The sequence below is a fragment of the Nitratidesulfovibrio sp. SRB-5 genome, assembly GCF_019931275.1.
In the GTDB taxonomy this organism is placed as follows: Bacteria; Desulfobacterota; Desulfovibrionia; order Desulfovibrionales; family Desulfovibrionaceae; genus Cupidesulfovibrio.
On the sequence record NZ_JAIOTY010000002.1, the window covers coordinates 248787 to 269002 of the forward strand.

Consider the following 20216-nt stretch of genomic DNA (forward strand, 5'->3'; position numbering starts at 1 on the left):
CACGGACATCACGAGAGACGCGCATCGGGCATCACGCGATTCGGGGCCGAGAGGAGATCATGAGTTACTTCCGGAAGCTGGAGACCAGGCTCACCCACCTGCAAGAGCTGTTCGACCGCGCCGAGCGCTGGCTCATCGTGATCAACGCCGATCCCGACGCCATGGCTTCCGCCCTGGCGCTGAAGCGCATCATGATCCATCGCGTGGACGATGTGGCCATCGCCCGCGTCAACGAGATCACCCGGCCCGACAACCTGGCCATGGCGCGCTACCTGCGCATTCCCATGGTCAAGCTTACCCCCACGCTGGCCGCCCAGTTCGACCGCTTTGCGGTGGTGGATTCGCAGCCCCACCACCATCCGGCGTTCAAGGACCTGTCCTTCTCGCTGGTCATCGATCACCACCCGCTGGTGGAAGATCATCCGGTGGTGGCCGACTTCAAGGAAATCCGCAACGAGTACGGCGCCACCTCCACCATCATGACCGAGTACCTGTACAATCTCGGCATCCGGCCCGGAAAGCTGCTGGCCACGGCGTTGCAGTTCGGCATCAAGACCGACACCGCCAGCTTCGAGCGCGCCTTCCACGACGTGGACATGCGCGCCTACCGCTACCTGACCAAGTTCGCGGACCACGCCCTGCTTTCGCGCATCGTGCGCAGCGAATTCCGGCTGCACTGGCTGGACTACTTTTCGCGCGCGTTCATCAGCATGCACAAGCTGGGCACCGGCCAGTACGTGTACGTGGGCGAGGTGGAAAACCCGGACATTCTGGTGGTCATCGCCGACTTCTTCATGCGGGTGCACGAAATCCGCTGGGCGGCGGTGTGCGGGGTGTACCACGACACCATCGTGGTCATCCTGCGCGGCGACGGCATGGGGCGCGACCTTGGCCGTTACGCCAGCCTGCAATTCGGCGACGTGGGTTCCGCCGGGGGGCACCGGGCCATGGCCCGCGCAGAGATTCCCCTGACCGCCGCCGATGGCCGCAACGTGGAGTTCTTCATCTACAAGCGGCTGCTGGCCCCCCGCAAGAAAATGCGGGCCAAGGTGGAGCCGAAGCCCGACCAGAAGCCCGACGCCAAGCCCGGTGGCGGGGCGGAATCCGCGCCCGGACAGAAAACCGCCCAGAAGGCGGTGCCGCCGGGCGAGCGCAAGCCCGAGCAAAAGCCCCCTGCCGCGCTGCCTGCGGGCACGTCCGTCGCGCTGCCTGCGGGAACGTTCGGCGCGACGTCCGTTGCGCCCACTGGCGGAACGTCTGCCGCCTCGACCGGGGCGTCCGCTGCCGCCGCCGTCCCCCCGGTTCCCCCGGACGGCAAGTAGCCCCCGGACGGCAAGTAGCCCCCAGACGGCAAGTAGCCCCCAGACGGCAAGTAGCACCCAGGCGGCAGGTTGCGCTGCCGCGCGCTTCCCTCCTCGCCGACAGCTTTCCTTCACAGGTATGTCGTTTTCGCACGCGGCGCGTGCTGTTTGCGGCGTGCGTACGTGCGTGTGCCGGCGGTGGCGAGCAGCCCCTTGCCCCGAGGGGCTCGGGGCGCCGGTGCGCATCTCCGCGTTGTCCGTGGCCGGATACGGAAATATGGCAAGGCCGCCCTCCGGGATTCCGGGGGGCGGCCTTGCGCGTGGAGGGAAGGGAAAGGAACCATGGCCGGGCGCAGGGGCGGTGGTGCTGCTGCCCGGCGCTGTGGCCGATCCGACTTTCAGTCAGGGCAGTCAGGGCAGTCAGGGCAGTCAGGTCAGCCGGGGCAGCACGGGCCACTCGTGTCAGTACGGGGCAGGGCGACCAGTACGGGCAGGGCCGGAGCGGGGTCCGGCGGGCACGCTACGCGCCGCGCCGCCTGCGGTCGGGGCGGCCCGCGTCGGCACACAGCACGTGGGGCGCGCCCGTGGCATCGGTGAAGCGCGCCGCCAGGGTCACGCACAGGTTGCCCGAGGCCCGCGAAATGTACGGGGCGGTCAGGCATTCCTCTATGCCGCTGCGCATGGGCAGGAAATATTCCTTCAGCGAATGGTCGGTGCCGCGCCGCGCGGGCTGGTAGATGAACCGCCTGCTGGCCGAGAGCCGGTAGGGGTTGCATACGGTGTCCGACACCTGGCGACCCGCGCCGTCCAGCACGTACAGGCACTCCAGTGCCGACTCCGCGTTCAGGTAGCGGGCCAGCAGCTTGTCGAACTCGCCGGGGCAGGCATGGTGCAGGTCTTCGCGCAGGCGGTGCACGGCGCTGCGCAGGGTGGCCACGCGGCGTTCCTCTTCCTCCACCTGGGCCAGGGTGAGCGCCGCATAGGCGCGGGCCACGTTGTGCATGGCCGTGCCGCCTTCGGCCACGGCCCCTTCCGGCGAGGGCAGCGCGAACAGGAAACCCTGCATCACGTCGGCCCCCAGGTCCATCAGCAGGGCCGCCTCGCGCTCGTGTTCGACTCCCTCGGCCACGGTCATGGCCCCGATGCGCCGGGCCAGACCCACCAGCGCCCGCACCACCTCCTGGCGGTGGAACGAATCGGGCAGCCCGGATACCAGCGAACGGTCCAGCTTGAGCACGTCGGGCTTCAGCGCGGCGATGCGCTCCAGGTTGGAATGCCCGGCGCCCACGTCGTCCAGGGCCACCAGAAAGCCCAGCTTGCGGTGGCGCGCGGCGAACTCCATCAGCGCATCGGTGTCGTCCACCTGCGATTCCACGATTTCCAGCACCACGTTGTTGGGGTTTACCCCGCTGGCTTCGGCCAGCCGCTGGATGTGCCCGGACCCCACCACGCCGCGCCGCAAGACGGCGGTGTCGATGTTCACGAACAGCAGCAGTTCCGGCCTGCGGCGCACCATGGGGGCAAAGGCGGCAAAGGCCCGCTCGCGGCACAGGCGGTCCAGTTCCAGCGCGTTGCCGCTGGCGGCGGCGGTGGAAAACATGATGTCGGGCGGCATCACCGCGCCGCCGGGCACGCGGCCCCGGCTCAGGGCTTCCATGCCCACCACGGCGTGGCGGCGCACGGAAACCAGCGGCTGGAACAGGGTGAACACGTCGGCAATGGCCACCCCCGGCACGGGGGGCGGGGTGGCGTGGGCGTGGACATGTGGTCTGGCGGGCGTGGGGGAACCTGCGCGCGCCGGGTTCGTGGCGATCATGCGGTCGTCTCGTTGGCGCGGCGGCGCGCGGGCAGAAATAGGGCCGGACCGGGGCGGCGGGCGGGGGAAGGGTGCCCCGGTCCGGCGGAGGGTGCGGGCGGCGGGGGTTGCTGGGGTGTCGCCGCCCGTTCACGCCGTGGTCAGTTCCTTCGCCAAGGCGAGGAACCGTGCGTGATTCCGTCGGGTTGCAGGTGGAGCGGCAGGGTGCTCCCCCCGGCGGAACAGTGCACGGAAGGAACCGCGAAGCCGGGCGCAGTGCCTGCGCCGGGTGCTTCCGGCGGAAAGCCACCGCCCGTTGCGTCTGCGTGTCCCCCATGGCGGGAGGCGGCGTGCGCACGGGCAAACAGTGACGCATCGTCATCGAAAGGGGTGTCGCCGGTGTTCGCGCCAACCTCCGTGGGCAGGCGCAGCAGGCTGCGCAACGAAGTGGCGGCCACATGCATGGTGAACACCAGCCACGCGCAGACCAGGGCCGCGCAGGCGATGCGGGCCGGGTCGCCGGGCAGGGCGGCGGCAATCACGCCCAGCCCGGCCGCCAGAAGGCACGAGAGCCCCGGCGCAAGGCCGCGCGAGGTGTGGCCGGGCGTGTCGCAGGCACGTCCGGCGCCCGCGGGCGGCGCTGGAATGGTGGAGCCAGTGGACGCACCGGGGCAGGCAAAGGGCAGCACGTCCGCATGGGCCTGCGCAGCCATGGCCATGTCGCGTCCCGCTCCGTGGCGGCGGGTTGCGTGGCGGGCTGTGGTATGGCGTGGCGCGGCGTGCATGACGTTGTCCGTACCCGGGCGGCAAGGGCCCGCATGATTCTGTTGCTGGTTGTGCCCGTTCCGGCGGCAACCGGTGCGGGGCGGCACGGGCGGCACCACGCCGTCCGTGCCCGAATGATAGCAAAACGGGGGCCAATGGCGGCAACCCACCGGATTTCAAGGTTTGGACCGGTGCGGGGCAGGTTAGTGAGAGCGGACCGAGATGTATATAATGACAAAATTGAACACAGCATGAGTGTTTAGTGAGACAAAAACGTAAATAACAAGCTGGCCTCCGGGGCGAGCAAAGATGGAGTTCTGCCGAATATTCCGCTTGACAGCCTTTGCGAGGCGGGCGTAGGTATCCAGAAACACCTGAAAACGGATAACGTCAGGACACCACGACAATGCTTTCCACCTCCGCCACCTTCACCACTGCCTATCGTACCAACTATTACTTTTGGTACTTTTTTAGCTATGGAGAAGCCCGTGGCCGCATGGAGCGTGCGTAAGCATCTGACGAAGGTGTAAACACACGAAGACTCAAGGGGCCGCGGGCGAAAAGCCGGCGGCCCCTTTTCTGTTTTTCCGGCGGTGCGTTACGCGCGGCGCGCCCCGGAAGCGTGTGACCCGAAGGACCGGGCAGGCCGCAAGGCCACCCCGGGTCCGACGCCTGACGCTGCCGCATCAGCAGTACCCGGTACGCGGGGGGATTGCCCCCCGGCGCCCGCGACCCGAAGGTCCGGGCGCAAGGCAAGGAAACACGATCACGGCCAGTTGCGCCGCAACCTTTCCGAAAGAACAGGGGAACATACGATGCAAATCGGCAAAAGAATCAGGATGGAGCGCATTTTCAACCGAAAAACCGGGCGTGCCGTCATCGTGCCGCTGGATCACGGCGTGAGCGTGGGACCCATCTACGGCCTTGTGGACATGCGCGAAACCGTGAACCAGGTGGCCGAAGGCGGGGCGGACGCGGTGCTCATGCACAAGGGCCTGGTGCGCTGCGGCCACCGCGAGGGCGGCCGTGACGTGGGCCTGATCGTACACCTTTCCGCATCCACTTCCCTTTCCCCCCGGCCCAACGCCAAGACCCTGGTCGCCACCGTCGAAGACGCCCTGAAGCACGGTGCCGATGGCGTATCCGTGCACGTGAACCTTGGCGACGAGACCGAACGCGACATGCTGGCCGACCTGGGCCGCATGGCCACCGTGGCCAACGACTGGGGCATGCCGCTTCTGGCCATGATGTACGCCCGTGGCCCCCGCATCAAGAACGAGTTCGACCCCGAAGTGGTGGCGCACGCCGCCCGCGTGGGCGTGGAACTGGGCGCCGACGTGGTCAAGGTGGCCTACACCGGCGACATGGACAGCTTCGCCCACGTGGTTGCCTCCTGTTGCGTGCCCGTGGTCATCGCGGGCGGCCCCAAGCTGGATTCCACCCGGTCGTTCCTGCAAATGGTTCACGACGCGGTGCGCGCCGGCGCTGCCGGTCTTTCCGTGGGCCGCAACATCTTTCAGCACGAACGCACTCCCGCCCTCGTCAAGGCCCTGCGCGGCCTGGTGCACGAGGATTGGGATGTGGAGCAGGCCATGGCCCTCGTCGGCGAGTGAGGAGTGCCGGGATTCAGGGCACTTTCGCCCTCTGGCTGCGTCAGGCCGCGCCTTTTACTCCGGTCACGTACGAGAAGAGTACGCTCCCTTCGTAAAATGCTTGCCTTCCTTGCCAGAGAACGAAATTGCCCTGAATCCCGACACTCCTGAAGGCATGTGAAGTGATGCGCCGCGAAAGACAATAACATGCAGACTTATTTGCATTTTCTTCCGGTGCGACACGGCGGGGTAAAGAGCGGTTCGCCGCCATGACAAAAATGTGAGGGGCCGATGCGGACCATTCTTTTCAAGAGCGTGCCTTTCGACAAGGGCCTGGTGACCCTGGCGCTGGAATCGGGCGTGGACGGCATCATCGTGCCGCGCGCGCAGGTGGATTCGGTGGCGACGCTGGCCCGGTGCCGGGTGCTGGCAGACGAGGACGTGGCGACCATCGCGCTGTCGGCCAAGGCCGACGAAGAGGACGCCGCCGCGCGTCTGGCGCGGGGCGAAACCGTGGTGCTGGCGCGCGGGTGGGAGATCATTCCGGTGGAAAATCTGTTGGCGCAGTCCGACGACGTGGCCGTGGAAGTGGCCGATCTTTCCGAGGCGCGCCTTGCGGCGGGCATTCTGGAGCGGGGCGTGGCCACCGTGGTGGTGCTGCCCGAAGGCGCAGGCGAGCTGAAGTCCATCGTGGCCGACCTCAAGCTGTCGCAGGGCTGCATGGACCTGGCCCCCGCCGTGGTCACGGCGGTGGAGAACGTGGGCCTTGGCCACCGGGTGTGCGTGGATACCATGTCCATGCTGCGCCGGGGGCAGGGCATGCTGGTGGGCAATTCCAGCGCGTTCACCTTTCTGGTGCATGCCGAGACCGAGCACAACGAATACGTGGCCGCGCGCCCGTTCCGGATCAATGCCGGGGCCGTGCATGCCTACGCCCAGATGCCCGGTGACAGGACCACCTATCTTGAGGAACTGCGCGCGGGCGACGAGGTGCTCATCGTCAGCGCCGACGGTTCCACCACAGTGGCCACCGTGGGCAGGCTGAAGGTGGAGGCGCGGCCCATGCTGCTGGTGCGCGCGAAAGTGGGCGACGTGGAGGGCGCGGTGTTCCTGCAGAATGCGGAAACCATCCGCCTGACCCGCCCGGACGGAAGCCCCGTGAGCGTGGTGAGCCTGAAGGAAGGCGACCAGATCCTGTGCCGCACCGATTGCGCGGGCCGCCACTTCGGCATGCGCATCAAGGAGGACATCAAGGAATGCTGATGCGCACCACGCTGCAACGCCGGAGGACGCGGCCATGAGCCTCACCGACGACAAGGAATCCCACTGGCGGGGGGATCACGTTGCCGCCAGCGCCGCCAAGGTTCCCCAGGTCACGGACGACGGCGCGCCCCAGCCTGCGCAGCCCGCAGTCGCATCCGCAGTCACGTCCGCAGTCACATCCGGGGGCGCAGCCGACCCGGAAGCGGCCCTGGCCGGGCGGCTTGGCCAGATCCGCCACGAGATCGACGGGCTGGATTCCGACCTGCTGAACCTGCTGAACCGCCGCGCCTCGCTGAGTCTGGAGGTGGGGCGCATCAAGGCCGACGACGCGGGCATCGTGTTCAAGCCCTTTCGCGAGCGCGAGGTGCTGGAAAATCTCATGGCCGCCAACGGCGGGCCACTGCCCAACGAGCACCTGCGTTCCATCTGGCGCGAGATTCTTTCGTCCTCGCGCAGCCTGCAACGGCCCCAGAAGGTGGCCTACCTTGGGCCGGAGGGCACCTTTTCGTACTTCGCGGGCGTGGAATTTCTCGGCAAGGCCGTGGAATACATGCCGCACAAGGATCTGGACGGGGTGTTCCGCGCTGTGCACGACAGGCAGTGCGAGCTTGGCGTGGTGCCGCTGGAAAATTCGCTGCACGGCACCGTGGGCCAGAGCCTGGACCTGTTCCTGTCGCACGAGGTATTCATCCAGTCCGAGCTGTTCTGCCGCATCAGCCATTGCCTGCTGACCACGGAAACCAGCCTGGCCGACGTGACCACGGTGTACTCGCACCCGCAGCCGCTGGCCCAGTGCGGCGGCTGGCTGCGTCAGGCCCTGCCCGGGGCGCGGATCATCCCGGCGGATTCCACCGCCTCCGCCGCGCGCCGCGTGGTGGGCGAAAAGGGCGCGGCGGCCATCGGGCACCGCAGTCTGGCCGCGCTGCTGGGGCTGAACATCCTTGCGCGCGGCATAGAGGACCAGCCGGACAACTGGACGCGCTTCGTGGTCATCGGCCCCGCCCCGGCGGGCCAGCCCGGCACGGACAAGACCTCCATGCTGTTCTCCGTGCCGGACAGGCCCGGCGCGCTGGCAGAGGTGCTGAACCTGCTGGCCCGCGAAGGCATCAACATGAAGAAGCTGGAGTCGCGGCCCCTGCGCGGCGAAAAGTGGAAATACGTGTTCTTCGTGGACGTGGAATGCGACCTTGGCAACGAGGACTATGGCCGGGTGGTGCATGAACTGCGCAGGCTGTGTCATACGTTGCGCATCCTCGGGAGCTACCCCGCCGGGCCGCAGCTGGACATGAGTCGAGATTGACGCGGCGCGGCCTTTTGCCCTCTGGCAGACCGACCCAAAGGGCGCGAAGCGTGGCCGTTAGACGAGCTTGCGAGTCTTACGGCCATCGAGAGCAGAGCGTCAGGCGTCGCCTTTCCTTCGGGTCACGTACCGAAGAGTACGCTCCCCTCTTGAAAGGCTCGCCTTTCTTGCCAGAGAACAAAAAAACGCACCGCGCGTGCCCCGGCGGCGCTGGCAGGCGCTCTCCGGGTAAATGAGTTCGAGCCGGATCATCTGACAGGGTGCATCCGGGTTGCGTCTCCTGCCCCCAAATAAAAAGTTTAGGGGGAGCGGCAGCCGTCAGGCGGGCGCGCAGCGCGAGCCTTACGGATGGCGACAGCAAAGCTGGGGGGCCGGGGGAAGGAGACCCTTTCCCCAAGGGGCCCTTCCCCCGGTACCTGCAAAGGAACTTTCATGGAAACCAAGCGTGAAACCGTGACCGTGGCGGCCCCGCCGTCCAAGTCGGTGTCGCACCGCATGCTGATAGGGGCGGCGCTGGCCGCGGGTGATTCGGTGGTGGAACACGTGCTGGAAAGCCGCGACATCGAGCGCACGGCGGACATCTTGCGGGCGGCGGGCGCGCGCATTGAGCGCCAGGGCGACGGCAGGTTCGCGGTGTCGGGCGTGGCGGGCACGCCTGCGGGCGGGTTCGACGCGCCGGTATCGTGCGACGTGCACGAATCGGGCACCACGTGCCGCCTGCTGACGGCGGTGCTGGCGGCGGGCAAGGGCCAGTTCCGCATCCACGGCGCGCCGCGGATGCACGAACGGCCCATCGGCGAACTGGTGGACGTGCTGCGCGGGCGCGGGGTGCGCGTTACCTATGAAGGCCGCGAAGGCTGCCCGCCCCTGCTCATCGATTCCGACGGCATGTCCGGCGGGTCGACGGCCATCGGCCTTGGCGAATCCAGCCAGTACCTGTCGGGCCTGCTGCTGGCCGCGCCGCTTACCAGCGGGCTGACCATCGAGGTTTCCGGCGACAAGGTGGTCTCGTGGCCCTACGTGGCCCTGACCCTGCAGGCGCTGGAGGACTTCGGCATCGGCTTTCGCGTGGAAACGCGCGAGACCCCGCGCGGCAAGTGGCAGGCCGACGAATGGCGCACCCTGCGCGAAGTCCGTCCCGGCCTGGTGCGCTTCGTGGTGTCGCCGGGGGTGTACCGCGCGGGCAACTACCGGGTGGAGGGCGACTGGTCCAACGCCTCGTACTTTCTGGCTGCGGGGGCCGTGGGCCCGCGCCCGGTGCGCGTGGCGGGCTTGCGGGTGGATTCGTTGCAGGGCGACCGGGCCATGCTGGACATCCTGGGCCGCATGGGCGCGCGCTTCGAGCGGGCCGACAACGGCGTGGTGGTGGCACCCTCCAGCCTGACCGGGGTGGAAGTGGACATGGGCCACTGCCCGGACCTGGTGCCCACGGTGGCGGCCACGGCGGCCTTTGCCCAGGGCGTGACCACCATCCGCAACGTGGCGCACCTGCGCATCAAGGAATGCGACCGGCTGTCCGCCCCGGCGGCGGAACTGCGCAAGGCCGGTGTGCGGGTGGAGGAACTGGACGACGGCCTCATCGTGCACGGTTCGCTGCGCAGCGGCGGCCCGGCCCCGGTTATTGACGAAAAAGTGATGCCATTTTTGTCATACGGAGACCATCGCATGGCCATGAGCCTTGCGCTTCTGGGCTTTGCCGGGGTACATGTGGTTCTGGACGACCCGGCCTGCGTGGCCAAGTCGTTCCCGCATTTCTGGAACGAGTGGGAAAAGGTGCGCGCATGAACGCAGTGAAAATCGCGCTGGTCGGCGCGGGGGGCCGCATGGGCCGCCTGTTCGCCGACAGGCTCTCCGCCGCGGGATACGCGGTGGGGGGCGTGGACCGTCCGCTGACGCAGGATGCCTTGCGTCATGCCGTGGACGGGGCCGCCGCCGTGCTGTTGTGCGTGCCCGTGGAAGTCATGGACGAGGTGCTGCGCCAGGTTGCCCCGCTGCTGAACGGCATGCAGGTGCTGGCGGACATCACCTCCGTCAAGGTGCGCCCCATGCAGGTCATGGAGCGCCACTACGCGGGCCCCGTGGTGGGCACCCATCCGCTGTTCGGCCCGGTGCCGCCTGCGGGTGATCCTGCGGAGAACCTGCGCGTGGCCGTGACCCCCGGCGATGCGGCCCACGAAACGGACGTGGCGCTCATCGAGCGCGTGTTCGCCGACATGGGCTGCGTGCCCTTCCGCACCACGGCGGACGAGCATGACGAGGCCGCCGCCTGCATCCAGGGCCTCAACTTCATCACCAGCGTTGCCTACCTTGCCACGCTGGCCCACCGCGACGAGCTTACCCCCTTCATCACCCCCTCGTTCCGCCGCCGCCTCGACGCGGCGCGCAAGATGCTGACCGAGGACGCATCCCTCTTCGAAGGCATGTTCGAAGCCAATCCCCACAGCCAGACCGCTGTCCGCAGCTACCTGTCGTTCCTCAACTTCGCCGCCGCCGGCGATGTGGACGTGCTGGTAGATCGCGCCCAGTGGTGGTGGCGTTCGCACACCGAAAGGGGAGGAGTGCGTCCGTCATAGCTGCACGCGAGTAGTAGAGTAACGGACAAGGCAATAGTAGGCCGCGCTCCCGCCCCGGGAGCGCGGCTTTTTGTTTTCGATGCACCACTCACGGCACGCCGAACTTGAAGGAGAACCCAGATGGAAATGCCCGAAATGCCCGCACAGGCCGAAGCCCCCGAAACGGCGAAGGCTCCCCAGGCTCCGGAAACCGCGCAAGCCCCGGCCAACGGCAACGGCTGCCCTTGCGCCACCACCGGTTCCGGGGACGATATCCCCGCGCTGCCCGAAGGCGGCGAGATCGTGCTGCGCCAGACGGGCCGCTGGCTGGAGGCCGACGTGGACACCCCCATCAGCGTGTTCCTCGGCATGGTGGGGTCCGGGCAGGGCATCCTGCTGGAAAGCGCAGAGGTGGATGGCCGCTGGGGCCGGTACAGCGTCATCGCCTTCAACTTCCTGCTGCGTCTTGGCTGCCGCGACGGCAAGCTGGAAGTGGCCGTGCGCGACCCGCGCCTTGCCCCGCTGCGCAGGTTCGACGGCATGGGCTTCATTGAGGGCACCCGCGCGGTGATGCGCGCCCTGCGCATCGAGCCGGACGCGGCCTTTGCCGACCAGCCCCCCATCACCCGCGCCCTGTACGGCTACTTCGGCTACGGCGTGTCCGGGCTGTTCGAGCCCAAGCTGGCCAAGGTGCTGCCGACCTCGTCGGCGGAGGCCTGCCTGGCCCTGCCCGGCACCGTGGTGCTGTTCGACCACCTGTACAACCGGTTGTGCCAGCTTTCGCTCACCGACCTGCCCGGAGCCAGGGTGGACCGCAGCCAGGTGGACCGCACGCCGGAGCCGCCGGAAGTGGGCCCCGTGGTCAACGTGCCGGAACAGGCCGTGTACACCCGCGCCGTGGCCCGGGTGAAGGACATGATCCGTCAGGGCGAGGCCATCCAGGTGGTGCTGTCCACCCGCTTCCAGGCCTCGTTCAGCGGCGACCCGTTCACCCTGTACCGCCGCCTGCGCCGCATCAACCCATCGCCGTACATGTTCTTCATGCGGCTGCCCGGCGTCTCGCTGCTGGGGTCTTCGCCGGAAGTCATGGTGCGCTGCCGGGCCGACAAACTGCAGGTCAGCCCCATTGCGGGCACCCGCCCGCGCGGCACGGACGACGCCCACGACGCCGCACTGGCGCAGGAACTGCTGGAAGACCCCAAGGAACGCGCCGAGCACGTCATGCTGGTGGACCTTGGCCGCAACGACCTTGGCCGCATCGCCGCGCCGGGCACTGTGCAGGTGGAACGGTTCATGGACGTGGAAAAGTTCTCGCACGTCATGCACCTGACCTCGCGCGTCACTGCCCAGATCGAGCCGGGCCGCGACGCGCTGGACGTGCTGGCCGCCACCTTCCCGGCGGGCACCGTCAGCGGCGCGCCCAAGGTGCGGGCCATGGAGATCATCTCCGAGGCGGAAGGCCTTGCGCGCGGCCCCTACGCCGGGGCCATCGGCTGGCTGGGGCTGGACCGGGGCAGCGTGAACCTGGACACGGGCATCACCATCCGCTCCCTGTGGGTGCGCGACGGGCAGGTGCACTGGCAGGCCGGCGCGGGCATCGTGTTCGATTCCGTGCCCGAGATGGAATGGAAGGAATGCAACAACAAGGCCGCCGTCATCCGCGCCGCAGTCACCGGAGGGGAATATGTTCCTGTTAATCGATAACTACGACTCGTTCACCTTCAATCTGGTGCAGGCGTTCTACGGCCTCGGGCTGCATCCGGTGGTGGTCCGCAACGACGACCCCGCCGTGCCCGCCATGGCCGAAGACCCGGCGCTGGAAATGGTGTGCATCTCGCCTGGCCCCAGCCACCCCCGCAACGCGGGATTCTGCCTCGATTTCCTGTCGCGCCTGCCGCACCGCGTGCCCGTGCTGGGCGTGTGCCTGGGCCATCAGGTGCTGGGCCTGTTCGCCGGGGCCACCGTGGATGTGGGCCCGCGCATCATGCACGGCAAGACCTCGGACATCACCCACGACGGGCAGGGCCTGTTCCACGGCGTGCCCAGCCCCATGCAGGTGGGCCGCTACCACTCGCTCATCGTGCACGCCGAGGAACGCCCCGACCTGCTGGCCGTAACCGCCCGCGCCCCCGAAGGCGAGGTGATGGCCCTGCGCTACACCGACCGCCCGTGGGTGGGCGTGCAGTTTCACCCCGAATCCGTGCTGACCCCCGACGGCGTGCGCATGCTCGCCAACTTTCCCGCCCAGGTGGCGGGGAAGTAAAAGCGGGGCTCCGCCCCGCGCCCCGCAAGGGGGCGGTGGCCCCCTTGACCCCTTGTGCGGGACCGGTTCGCACTACGTGCGATCCGGTCCCGGCAGCAACCGCAACGGGCAACCAACCCCCAATCGAAAAGTTTGGGGGGATGGGGGTTCGGGGGAAGGGGACCCTTTCCAAAGGGTCCCTTCCCCCGGTGGCTCCCAGATTAAGGAGACAGCAAATGCAGACCGCAACGTCTACCATACTGGAAACACTGGCCACGGGCATGGACCTTGCGCCGGAGCTGGCCGAGGCCGGGTTCTCGCGCCTGATGGACGGCGAGATGACCTGCGCGCAGGCGGGGTCGTTCCTGATGGGCCTGCGCATGAAGGGCGAGACCCCGCAGGAGCTCACCGAGGCGGTGCGCGCCGCGCTGGCCCGCGCCGTGCGGGTGACCGGCATTGACGGCCCCACCATCGACATCGTGGGCACCGGCGGTGATGGCCGCTCGTCGTTCAACTGCTCCACGGCCACGGCGCTGACCTTGGCGGGCATGGGCCACCGGGTGGTCAAGCACGGCAACCGCGCGGTGTCGTCCTCGTGCGGGGCGGCGGACGCGGTGGAGGGCCTGGGCCTGCCGCTGGAACTGGACCCGGAGGACGTGCGCGCGCTGGTGGCGCAGCGCAACTTCGCCTTCCTGTTCGCGCCGCGCTTTCACCCGGCGTTCCGCAACGTCATGCCCATCCGGCGCGAACTGGGCGTGCGCACCCTGTTCAACCTGCTGGGGCCGCTGCTCAACCCGGCCCGGCCCAGCCACATGCTGCTGGGCGTGGCCCGCGCCGAACTGCTGCCCCTGATGGCCCGCACCCTGCTGCTGACCGGCGTGCGCCGGGCGGCGGTGGTGCATGGCGCGGGCGGCTACGACGAACTGACACCCATGGGCCCCGCGCACATCATGCTGCTGGAGGGCGACGGCCAAGGCCACGGCACGCTGACGGAAATCAGCGTGGACCCGGCGGACTACGGCATCGCGCCCTGCACCCCGGAAGAACTGGCCGTGCCCGACCGCGACACCGCCGTGCGGGTGCTGCGCGAACTGCTGTCCGGCGGCGGCCCCGCCCCCATGCGCGACATGCTGGTGCTGAACGTGGGCATGGCCCTGCACCTGCTGGAGCCGGGGCTGGCCCTGCCCGACGCCATGGCCGCCGCGCGGCTGGCCCTTGCCGCCGGGGCAGGGGGGAAGGTGCTGCATGCTTGATCGTTTCCGCATCGCCAAGCAGCCGGAACTGGAACGGCTGCGCAAGCTGGCCGAGGCGGGCGGGATGCCCGCGCCGCTGGCGTCCGGGACAGGTGGCGGCACACCGCGCCCCGACTTCCTGCGGGCGCTGCGGGACCGCACCGGCTACCCCGATGCGCCGGTGGCGGTCATCGCGGAGTACAAGCGCGCCTCGCCCTCGCGCGGGGTCATCGAGACGGGCGTCTCGCCCGAGGATGCGGCCACGGCCTACGCGTCCGCCGGGGCCACGGCCATCTCGGTGCTGACCGAGGAGCAGTACTTCGGCGGCGACCTGGCCTATCTGGGGCGCATGGCCGGGGTGAATCCTGATGTTCCCCTGTTGCGCAAGGACTTCATCATGGACCCGTTGCAGGTGGCGGCCACGGCGGTCACCCCGGCGGCGGCGCTGCTGCTGATCGTGCGGCTGACGCCCGATGCGCGCACCCTGCGCGACCTGCGCGAGCAGGCCGAAACGCACGGCATGCACGCCGTGGTGGAGATCTTCGACGAGGCGGATCTGGCGCTGGCGCGCGAATCCGGCGCACGGATCATTCAGGTGAACAACCGCGATCTGGAAACCCTTGCCGTGGACCGCACCGCCTGTCTGCGACTGGGGCCGTTGCGCGCCCCCGGCGAGGTGTGGATTGCGGCCAGCGGCATCAGCGAGAACCGCCATCTGGCGGAAGCCGCCGCTGCCGGGTATGACGCGGCATTGGTGGGCACTGCGCTGATGGACGGCGGCGACCTCAAAGGCTCACTGATGCGGCTTCTGGGCCGCGAGGGCACTCCGTCCTTTCGTCCTCCGGCTGCGTCAGGCTGCGCCGCCTGCTCCGGTCACGTACGGTCGGAGTACGCTCCCTGCGCGTCGGGCTCGCCTTCCTTGCCGGAGAACGAAAATCCTGTCGTGCCAGATTGCAGCGAAACCGAAGGTGCGCAATGAGCTCGTCAAAACCGGCCACCCTGTTCGACGCCCCCTCCCGCCTGCTGGTGAAGGTCTGCGGCCTGACCCGGCAGCAGGATGCGGACGCCTGCGCGGAGGCCGGGGTGGACCTGTGCGGGTTCATCTTCCATCCGGCCAGCCCGCGTGCGGTAACGCCCGCAGTGGCCGCCGGGCTGCACAGCCACGGCTTGGCGCGGGTGGGGGTGTTCGTGAAGCAGTCCGCCGACGAGGTGCTGGCCATCATGGACGCGACCCGGCTGGACTTTGCCCAGTTGCACGGCGGGCAGGATGCCGCCTTCTGCGACCGGGTGGGGCCGGAACGGGTCATCCGCGCGGCGTGGCCGCAACGCCATGCGGACCGCAGCGCGCTGCAAGCCGAACTGGCCGGGCTTGCCCCGCATGTGCACTGCTTTCTGCTGGATGCGGGCACCAGCGGCGGCGGTCACGGGGCCACCATGGATTGGTCCGCGCTGCGCGGGCTGGCCCCCGGCGCGCCGTGGCTGCTGGCGGGCGGGCTGACCCCGGACAACGTGGCTGGCGCCGTTGCCGCCTGTGGCGGCCATGACCCCGGCGCGCTGATCGGCGTTGATCTCAATTCGGGGGTGGAAAGCGCCCCCGGCCAGAAGGATGCAACCCGCGTGGCCGCCGCCCTTGCGGCGCTGCGCGCGGCATAGTCGATACCAACTGGCGCCCCGGCGCCAAAGGATACCACCATGAAAAAAGGCTATTTCGGCGAGTTCGGCGGGCAGTTCGTGCCCGAGCTGCTCATGCCGCCGCTGCGGGAACTGGAAGCCGCCATGCGCGACATCCTGCCTTCGGACACGTTCCGGGCGGAACTGGACGACCTGCTGCGCAACTTCGCGGGGCGCGAAACCCCGCTCACGGCCTGCCCCACGCTGTCGGCGGAACTGGGCGTGCACCTGTGGCTGAAGCGCGAAGACCTGCTGCACACCGGCGCGCACAAGGTCAACAACACCCTTGGGCAGGCCCTGCTGGCCAAGTACATGGGCAAGACCGCGCTGGTGGCGGAAACGGGGGCGGGCCAGCACGGCGTTGCCACGGCGGCTGCCGCCGCGCGCCTGGGCATGGAGTGCGTGATCTACATGGGAGCCACGGACGTGGTGCGCCAGGCCCCCAACGTCATGCGCATGAAGCTGCTGGGGGCCAAGGTGGTGCCCGTGCAGAGCGGCACCAAGACCCTGAAGGACGCCATCAACGAGGCCCTGCGCTACTGGATTGCCCAGCAGGATTCCACGCACTACTGCTTCGGCACGGCGGCGGGGCCGCACCCCTTCCCCACGCTGGTGCGCGACCTGCAATGCGTCATCGGGCGCGAAACCCGCGCCCAGATGCTGGAGCGCGTGGGCCGGCTGCCCGACATGGTGGTGGCTTGCGTGGGCGGCGGCTCCAACGCCATCGGCATGTTCCACCCGTTCATTGATGATGCCTCGGTGCGCATCGTGGGGGTGGAGGCGGCAGGCACCGGCGAGCCGGGCTGCTACAACTCCGCGCCCATCAACCTGGGCCGCCCCGGCGTGCTGCACGGCCAGATGACCATGCTGCTGCAGGACGCGGACGGCCAGATCGAGCCGTCGCACTCCGTGTCCGCCGGGCTGGACTACCCCGGCGTGGGGCCGGAGCACGCGCATCTGGGGGCCATTGGCCGTGCGGTGTACGGCATGGCCACCGACAGTCAGGCGCTGGAGGCCTTCCAGGCCCTGACCCGGCGCGAGGGCATCATCCCCGCGCTGGAATCGTCGCACGCGCTGGCGTGGGTGCTGTGCAACAGGCAAAAGCTACCTGCGGACGGACATGTGGTGGTCAACCTTTCGGGCCGGGGCGACAAGGACATGGAAATCGTGCGGGAAGTGCTGTTCCGCGAAGGAGAGCTGGCATGAGCGCGGCCATTCATACCGACATGAACGACATGCTGCCCGAGGCCCCGGTGTCGCGGCTGGAAGCCCGCGTGGCCGCCGCCAACGCGGCGGGGCGGCCCGCGCTGGTGCCCTTTCTGACGGCGGGTTTTCCCACGCTGGACCGCTTCTGGGAGGAAATGGACGGCCTTGATCGCGGCGGCGCGGACGTCATCGAAATCGGCGTGCCCTTCTCCGACCCGGTGGCCGACGGCCCGGTGGTAGAGGCGGCATCGCTGCGGGCGCTGGAAAACGGCGTGACCCTGCGCTGGATACTGGACGGCCTGAAGGCCCGCGCGGGCCGCTACGACGCCGAACTGGTGCTGATGGGCTACTACAACCCGTTCCTGCAATACGGGCTGGAAAATCTGGCGGCGGACGCGGCGGCGGCGGGGGTGGCGGGCTTCATCGTGCCCGACCTGCCGCTGGAGGAAGACGCCGAGATGCGCGCGCTGCTGGCCGCGCGGGGCATCGACCTCATCGCCCTAGTCGGCCCCAACACCAGCGAGGAACGCATGGCCGAATACGCCGCCGTGGCCTCCGGCTACGTGTACGTGGTGTCGGTGCTGGGCATCACCGGCGTGCGCGAGGGCCTGCCGCCGGAGGTGCCGCAGACGCTGGCCCGCGCCCGCAAGGCCTTCCGCCTGCCGCTGGCGCTGGGCTTCGGCATCAAGGAGCCGAAGCAGCTGGAAGGCTTCCCCGATTGGCCCGACGCCGTGGTGTTCGGCTCCGCGCTGTTGCGCCACATCGATGCGGGCAACAGCGCGGAATCGTTCCTGGCCGCGTGGAAGTAACGGGGCAGGACAGACGAGCGGGGCCGGGCCGGGTAGAGTAGGAGAGGATTGGACAGGATTGGGCCTTGCCCGCCGCGCCGCTGCGGCGCAACAGTATTCGCAATCATCGGGACCGTCCTGCCCTGCGCGGGGGCGGTCCCGTTTTGACAAAATCCGCCAAACCGGCTACCGGAACTGACCCCCAAGGGTACCCGGATCCCACCGGAAGCACGTGATACAAGGCCGGGCGGCGTGCCGTCCGGCCGCTTTTCGGCAGCACGACATCAGCACGACAGTATGGCCCCGCCCCGGCGGGGCCTGCGCAAAGGAGCGCCTCCATGCGGAAGACGGTCTACTGGATTGAAGGCGACGGCATCGGCCCCGACGTATGGAAAGCCGCCCGTCCCGTCATCGATGCGGCGGTGGCGAAAACCTACGGCGACGCGCGCTCCATCGAATGGAAGGAACTGCTGGCCGGTGAAAAGGCCTACGCCGCCACCGGCGAATACCTGCCCGAGGCCACCATGCAGGCCCTGCGCGGCGCGGAACTGGCCATCAAGGGCCCCCTTGGCACCCCGGTGGGCAAGGGCTTCCGCAGCCTCAACGTCACCCTGCGCCAGACGCTGGACCTGTACGCCTGCATCCGGCCCATCCGCTACTTCGAGGGCATCATGTCGCCCGTGAAAAGGCCGGACCTGGTGGACATGGTGGTGTTTCGCGAAAACACCGAAGACGTGTACGCGGGCATCGAATACAAGGCGGGCACGCCGGAAGCCAAGCGGCTCATCGACTTTCTGCGCAACGAACTGGGCGCCAACGTGGACCCGGAAAGCGCCGTGGGCATCAAGCCCATGACCGCGCGCGGCTCCAAGCGGCTGGTGCGCCGCGCCATGGACTTTGCCGTGGCCCAGAAGCGGTCCAGCCTCACGCTGGTGCACAAGGGCAACATCATGAAGTTCACGGAAGGCGGCTTCCGCGAATGGGGCTATGAGGTGGTGCGCGACGAATTCGCCGACGCCGCCGTGCTGGAAGCCGACGCCGGGGGCGCAGCAGGCAAGGTGGTGGTGAAGGACCGCATTGCCGACGCCATGTTCCAGGAAGTGCTGATCCGCCCCGACCAGTACAGCGTCATCGCCACTTCCAACCTGAACGGCGACTACCTGTCCGACGCGCTGGCCGCGCAGGTGGGCGGGCTTGGCCTTGCGCCGGGCGTGAACATGTCCGACTCGCTGGCCTTCTTCGAAGCCACCCACGGCACCGCGCCCACCATTGCCGGGCAGGACAAGGCCAACCCCGGCAGCCTCATCCTGTGCGGCGCGCTGATGCTGGAACACATGGGCTGGAACGATGCGGCCACCCGCATCTACAACGCCATCAACACCACCATCGGCAAACGCACCGTCACCGTGGACTTGGCCTCGCAAATGGCCGGAGCCACCACCGTGGGCACCGTGGCCTTTGGCGAGATGGTGGCCAAGGCGCTGTAGAGAACGAGAAGAATTGGGTAGATACGACAGATTGGCGAATGATGACGCCCCCGGAAGCTGTGAGCTTTCGGGGGCGTTTTATTGCCTGCCGAGCCCTGTCCGTGCGTTGGGGCTGGGCGCACGGAAAAGGGCAGGATGACCGAGAGGAACGGCTAAGACTGGGACGGCACGGCTGCCCGATCTACTGCCCTGCCTCCTCTTGCACACATGGCATACCCAATGCAAACATTTGTGATAATGGCGGGATAGAGTGCATACACACCTTGCGTGCCGCCGGGCCGTGCTTATGATTGTGCTGCCCGCTCCGAGGCCGTCATGCACCCCGGCAGGCAGGAGAACACCATGAACACTCATCTTCGCACGCTTACCCTCGCCGCCGTGCTGGCGGCGTTTGCCGTTACGGGGTGCGCCACCACCAGCATGCGCGCCTCGGCGCAGATGGAAGACGGGCAGTTCCGGCAGGCGGCGGAAACCTACGCCGCCGCCCAGCGCGAAAACCCGGACGACTGGCAGGCTGGCGTGCGGCGTGGCTATGCGCTGTACCGCGCCGGAGACTACCAGGCCGCGCAGGACGTCCTGAAGCCCCTGTGGACCAACCGTCGCGCCGCCGAATACGCCCGGTTCTGGGCGGGCATCGCCGCCATCGCCGCCCGTGATGAAGCCGCCGCCCGCACCGCGTGGTCGGAATGGACCGCCAGCCGCTTCGAGATCGTGCGGGCCATCCGGCCCCGCGTAGAACAGCTGATGTCCGGTGAACTGGCCCTCGGCCCGCAGGCCGCCAGCGGCTATGTTGCCGAGGCCGCCACGGCCAACGGGCGCGAGGCCCGCGCCGATGCCCGCTACGGCTGGCGTCCCCTGTCGCCGGGCTATTCGCCGTCCTACGAGCGCGACGCCTTTTCCGACACCATGCTGCCGGTGACGCCCAAGCCGTATCTGCCGTAGAAAAAGCCACTCCGAAGCCCCGGCGCGTGAAACATCCACCGGGGCTTTTGCGTTCACCGGCAACGCCTCCTCACCCCGCC

General features: G+C 68.5%; 15 protein-coding genes and 2 pseudogenes. 15 read left to right on the forward strand and 2 right to left on the reverse strand.

What is annotated here, in order from left to right; translation table 11 throughout:
* Positions 1–59: 59 nt before the first annotated feature.
* A pseudogene (locus K6142_RS08525) lies at positions 60–1061 on the forward strand (DHH family phosphoesterase); the annotation flags it as partial.
* A gap of 760 nt (positions 1062–1821) precedes the next feature.
* Here the strand turns inward: K6142_RS08525 and K6142_RS08530 are convergent.
* Together K6142_RS08530 and K6142_RS08535 are read right to left on the reverse strand one after the other, a co-directional pair.
* The gene (locus K6142_RS08530; protein WP_190244719.1) at positions 1822–3117 is read right to left on the reverse strand and encodes an EAL domain-containing protein; all 1296 of its coding nucleotides are present in this window, start codon (positions 3115–3117) and stop codon (positions 1822–1824) included.
* Between the two features lie 140 nt (positions 3118–3257).
* Positions 3258–3881 (reverse strand): hypothetical protein, encoded by a 624-nt coding sequence (locus K6142_RS08535; RefSeq protein ID WP_223290330.1) that lies wholly within the window; start codon positions 3879–3881, stop codon positions 3258–3260.
* A 795-nt stretch (positions 3882–4676) separates the two neighbouring features.
* Between K6142_RS08535 and K6142_RS08540 the strand changes: the two genes are divergently transcribed.
* The 14 genes and pseudogenes from K6142_RS08540 to K6142_RS08605 all read left to right on the forward strand — a co-directional run bounded on the left by K6142_RS08540 (position 4677) and on the right by K6142_RS08605 (position 20136).
* Positions 4677–5474, forward strand: coding sequence for a 2-amino-3,7-dideoxy-D-threo-hept-6-ulosonate synthase (locus K6142_RS08540; protein ID WP_167124796.1), 798 nt, complete (start codon positions 4677–4679; stop codon positions 5472–5474).
* A 270-nt stretch (positions 5475–5744) separates the two neighbouring features.
* A complete protein-coding gene (locus K6142_RS08545) occupies positions 5745–6716 on the forward strand; it encodes a 3-dehydroquinate synthase II family protein (RefSeq protein WP_190244720.1) in 972 nt (323 codons plus the stop codon).
* Positions 6717–6750: 34 nt separating this feature from the next.
* Positions 6751–8016, forward strand: a complete 1266-nt coding sequence (gene pheA / locus K6142_RS08550) for a prephenate dehydratase (RefSeq protein WP_190244721.1) — start codon at positions 6751–6753, stop codon at positions 8014–8016.
* A gap of 432 nt (positions 8017–8448) precedes the next feature.
* Entirely contained in the window at positions 8449–9801 is a 1353-nt protein-coding gene (gene aroA, locus K6142_RS08555; RefSeq protein ID WP_190244722.1) for a 3-phosphoshikimate 1-carboxyvinyltransferase, read from the forward strand.
* Positions 9798–10589 (forward strand): prephenate dehydrogenase, encoded by a 792-nt coding sequence (locus K6142_RS08560; protein ID WP_190244723.1) that lies wholly within the window; start codon positions 9798–9800, stop codon positions 10587–10589. Before aroA ends, K6142_RS08560 begins: the two co-directional genes overlap by 4 nt.
* 120 nt (positions 10590–10709) lie before the next feature.
* Positions 10710–12272 carry an anthranilate synthase component I family protein gene (locus K6142_RS08565; protein WP_223290331.1) on the forward strand — a complete coding sequence of 521 codons (1563 nt, stop codon included), beginning with the start codon at positions 10710–10712 and terminating at the stop codon, positions 12270–12272.
* A complete protein-coding gene (locus K6142_RS08570) occupies positions 12253–12831 on the forward strand; it encodes an anthranilate synthase component II (RefSeq protein WP_190244724.1) in 579 nt (192 codons plus the stop codon). The genes K6142_RS08565 and K6142_RS08570 overlap by 20 nt, the downstream gene beginning before the upstream one ends.
* A 215-nt stretch (positions 12832–13046) precedes the next feature.
* Complete coding sequence (gene trpD / locus K6142_RS08575; RefSeq protein WP_190244725.1) at positions 13047–14063, forward strand: anthranilate phosphoribosyltransferase; 1017 nt, start codon at positions 13047–13049, stop codon at positions 14061–14063.
* Positions 14056–14859, forward strand: a pseudogene (locus K6142_RS08580) (indole-3-glycerol-phosphate synthase); the annotation flags it as partial. The gene trpD and the pseudogene K6142_RS08580, both read left to right, overlap by 8 nt.
* 158 nt (positions 14860–15017) lie before the next feature.
* Positions 15018–15695: a phosphoribosylanthranilate isomerase gene (locus K6142_RS08585; RefSeq protein WP_190244727.1), complete on the forward strand. Its 678-nt coding sequence runs from the start codon at positions 15018–15020 to the stop codon at positions 15693–15695.
* Between the two features lie 39 nt (positions 15696–15734).
* Positions 15735–16919 carry a tryptophan synthase subunit beta gene (gene trpB, locus K6142_RS08590; RefSeq protein WP_190244728.1) on the forward strand — a complete coding sequence of 395 codons (1185 nt, stop codon included), beginning with the start codon at positions 15735–15737 and terminating at the stop codon, positions 16917–16919.
* 29 nt (positions 16920–16948) lie between these two features.
* Positions 16949–17728, forward strand: coding sequence for a tryptophan synthase subunit alpha (trpA, locus tag K6142_RS08595; RefSeq protein WP_190244750.1), 780 nt, complete (start codon positions 16949–16951; stop codon positions 17726–17728).
* A gap of 317 nt (positions 17729–18045) precedes the next feature.
* Complete coding sequence (icd, locus tag K6142_RS08600; RefSeq protein WP_190244729.1) at positions 18046–19194, forward strand: NADP-dependent isocitrate dehydrogenase; 1149 nt, start codon at positions 18046–18048, stop codon at positions 19192–19194.
* A gap of 342 nt (positions 19195–19536) precedes the next feature.
* Entirely contained in the window at positions 19537–20136 is a 600-nt protein-coding gene (locus K6142_RS08605; protein WP_223290332.1) for a tetratricopeptide repeat protein, read from the forward strand.
* The last annotated feature ends 80 nt before the right edge of the window (positions 20137–20216 follow it).

Bases quoted from the DNA above. Each gene is read 5' to 3' on its own strand.
- pheA (WP_190244721.1), top strand. From the start codon at position 6,751: ATGAGCCTCACCGACGACAAGGAATCCCACTGGCGGGGGGATCACGTT.
- icd (WP_190244729.1), top strand. From the start codon at position 18,046: ATGCGGAAGACGGTCTACTGGATTGAAGGCGACGGCATCGGCCCCGAC.
- trpA (WP_190244750.1), top strand. From the start codon at position 16,949: ATGCTGCCCGAGGCCCCGGTGTCGCGGCTGGAAGCCCGCGTGGCCGCC.
- K6142_RS08535 (WP_223290330.1), bottom strand. From the start codon at position 3,881: ATGCACGCCGCGCCACGCCATACCACAGCCCGCCACGCAACCCGCCGC.
- K6142_RS08560 (WP_190244723.1), top strand. From the start codon at position 9,798: ATGAACGCAGTGAAAATCGCGCTGGTCGGCGCGGGGGGCCGCATGGGC.
- trpD (WP_190244725.1), top strand. From the start codon at position 13,047: ATGCAGACCGCAACGTCTACCATACTGGAAACACTGGCCACGGGCATG.
- K6142_RS08545 (WP_190244720.1), top strand. From the start codon at position 5,745: ATGCGGACCATTCTTTTCAAGAGCGTGCCTTTCGACAAGGGCCTGGTG.
- K6142_RS08540 (WP_167124796.1), top strand. From the start codon at position 4,677: ATGCAAATCGGCAAAAGAATCAGGATGGAGCGCATTTTCAACCGAAAA.
- K6142_RS08605 (WP_223290332.1), top strand. From the start codon at position 19,537: ATGAACACTCATCTTCGCACGCTTACCCTCGCCGCCGTGCTGGCGGCG.
- K6142_RS08530 (WP_190244719.1), bottom strand. From the start codon at position 3,117: ATGATCGCCACGAACCCGGCGCGCGCAGGTTCCCCCACGCCCGCCAGA.
- K6142_RS08565 (WP_223290331.1), top strand. From the start codon at position 10,710: ATGGAAATGCCCGAAATGCCCGCACAGGCCGAAGCCCCCGAAACGGCG.
- K6142_RS08570 (WP_190244724.1), top strand. From the start codon at position 12,253: ATGTTCCTGTTAATCGATAACTACGACTCGTTCACCTTCAATCTGGTG.
- aroA (WP_190244722.1), top strand. From the start codon at position 8,449: ATGGAAACCAAGCGTGAAACCGTGACCGTGGCGGCCCCGCCGTCCAAG.
- K6142_RS08585 (WP_190244727.1), top strand. From the start codon at position 15,018: ATGAGCTCGTCAAAACCGGCCACCCTGTTCGACGCCCCCTCCCGCCTG.
- trpB (WP_190244728.1), top strand. From the start codon at position 15,735: ATGAAAAAAGGCTATTTCGGCGAGTTCGGCGGGCAGTTCGTGCCCGAG.